Source organism: Vibrio sp. 10N.222.55.C6 (assembly GCF_041473395.1).
GTDB lineage: Bacteria > Pseudomonadota > Gammaproteobacteria > Enterobacterales > Vibrionaceae > Vibrio > Vibrio crassostreae_C.
Genome location: NZ_JBFRSD010000315.1, coordinates 1 through 1,818, shown reverse-complemented (window position 1 = coordinate 1,818; position 1,818 = coordinate 1). Strand labels below are relative to the sequence as shown.

At 44.1% G+C, this 1,818-nt stretch carries 3 protein-coding genes and 1 pseudogene; all 4 read left to right on the top strand.

The window, feature by feature from the left end:
* Positions 1–241 (top strand): annotated as a pseudogene (locus AB4486_RS23875) (MSHA biogenesis protein MshD); the annotation flags it as partial.
* Positions 241–981 (top strand): prepilin-type N-terminal cleavage/methylation domain-containing protein, encoded by a 741-nt coding sequence (locus AB4486_RS23870; protein ID WP_102393508.1) that lies wholly within the window; start codon positions 241–243, stop codon positions 979–981. The pseudogene AB4486_RS23875 and the gene AB4486_RS23870, both read left to right, overlap by 1 nt.
* Positions 971–1,408 (top strand): MSHA biogenesis protein MshP, encoded by a 438-nt coding sequence (locus AB4486_RS23865; protein ID WP_102393507.1) that lies wholly within the window; start codon positions 971–973, stop codon positions 1,406–1,408. Before AB4486_RS23870 ends, AB4486_RS23865 begins: the two co-directional genes overlap by 11 nt.
* The coding region (locus AB4486_RS23860; protein ID WP_372119074.1) for a hypothetical protein at positions 1,405–1,818 on the top strand (414 nt) is incomplete at its 3' end. The genes AB4486_RS23865 and AB4486_RS23860, both read left to right, overlap by 4 nt.

Here is a 1,818-nt window from a genome sequence, read left to right as displayed (position 1 = left end):
CTGGTATACGGCTGCGACTGAATCCGCCTGCCTGTCGAGTACTACGAATGAATTAGCCAATATACTTGATGAACAGATAGATGATAGCTATGCCAATTTTCGGGTGGAAGTATCTGTGTTTTACGATGGCAACATGGACGGAATTGATGACAACACAATTGGCCCGATGAAGCGTGTTGAGATACAGATCTTCGGTGGTAATAATCGTTATAACGTCGTTGCTTATAAGGGGAACTACTGATGAAGCAGCGTGGTTTCACCTTAATTGAGATGATTGTAACGATTGTAGTCGTTGGTGTGATTGGTTTAGCGATCGCAGGTTTTGTTGAATACGGCATGAAAGGTTATGTCGACACTATCGATAGACAAAAGGTGCAAGTAAAAGGGCAGTTTGTTGTTGAGAAAATGTCGCGAGAAATCAGTCACGCGGTCCCTAACAGTTTTGATTCGAGTATTGCTCCGGCTTCGGTTTTTGCTCAAAAATGTCTCACCTTTTACGCTATTAAATACTCAGGCTTTTATCACCTTGACGAATCGACGGATGAGCTTGATTTTATTATCGGGCAAGACTCGCCCACGTTAGATGCCGGCGATTACCTCATTATTAATCCCACCACTTATTCTGAATTTGGATCTGGTTCGACTCAACGGATTTCAGTCTCAGGTTTAGTTTCCACGAGTAATGTGTTTACCGCTAACTCTGTTAGCCTTAGCAGCCAGTCTATTGCTCAACGCCATTATATTTACGATGAGAGTGCTTCGGTGAGTTACTGTTTAGTGAATGATACCGTTCAGAACCAAGGCCTAATTCAGCGCAATGGAATCACCGTTGCGGATAGCATCAATTATGCTCAAAGTAACTTCCGCTACGAAGAGCCAAGCTTGCAGCGAGGTGGCGTGATTCACATCGATCTTGTGCTTGAGCAAAACAGTGAAGTAAGCGTTTACCAACAAGATGTGCAGGTACTCAATGCGCCATAGAAAATCATCTCAACAAGGCAGTGTTTTGGTCGTCGCGATATTTGTTATTGTGGTGATGGGCTTCCTTGCGACTTCTTTAGTGCAAGTACAATGGTCAAACCACGATACATTGACGCGTAAACAACTTGGAACACAGGCTTGGCTATTAGCACATTCCGCTAATGAGTGGGCACTCACTCAAGTTTATCCATTAACGGTTTCGCCTGCGGTTTCAACCAGTGTGAGCACCGTCTGTGGTAACTTAAATTCAAACCAAGTGAGTAGTGGGATGTCGACTATCTGTGCAGTTGAAGAGTTAACTTGTACTCCGATCGGAATTTTAGATGATGTTGGTTTTTTTAAGATTGAATCAACAGCCGTTTGTGGCTCAGGCATTAACCAAGTACAGCGTATTCAAGAAGTTTGGGTGAGGGAGTCAATACGATGAAAGCATGTAGATATATTTTAGTTGCCTGTTTCTGCCTATTCCCTTTGATCGCGACAGCGTCGACTTGTAACGTAGATCCGAGCGGTGAATTTAAAATATCATTTAATATCAATTCCGCCCAGCTTGCTGAATCTGTGTTTGCAGAGCAAGAGCCCGGAAATAACCGCCCGGAATACACCATCTGGACCAATGATATTAATGAGCCTACGGTGGGAGATACGCCCTTTATTCGCGATCCTCGTTACATGGTTGGTGGGGGAGACTATAGTGTTCAACTGATTTATCAGCCGGGAGCGGGAAATGATGCCGGAACCGCAGACTACTACGTTGACGATGGGCAGGGTTTTACTTTTTTAGGCAATTACCCCGCAGACTTTAAAGGTATTCACCCGCAAAGCGTCGATATTAAT

What these genes read in the sequence shown, in the direction of transcription:
- AB4486_RS23865 (WP_102393507.1), top strand. Translation starts at nt 971, where the DNA reads ATGCGCCATAGAAAATCATCTCAACAAGGCAGTGTTTTGGTCGTCGCG.
- AB4486_RS23870 (WP_102393508.1), top strand. Translation starts at nt 241, where the DNA reads ATGAAGCAGCGTGGTTTCACCTTAATTGAGATGATTGTAACGATTGTA.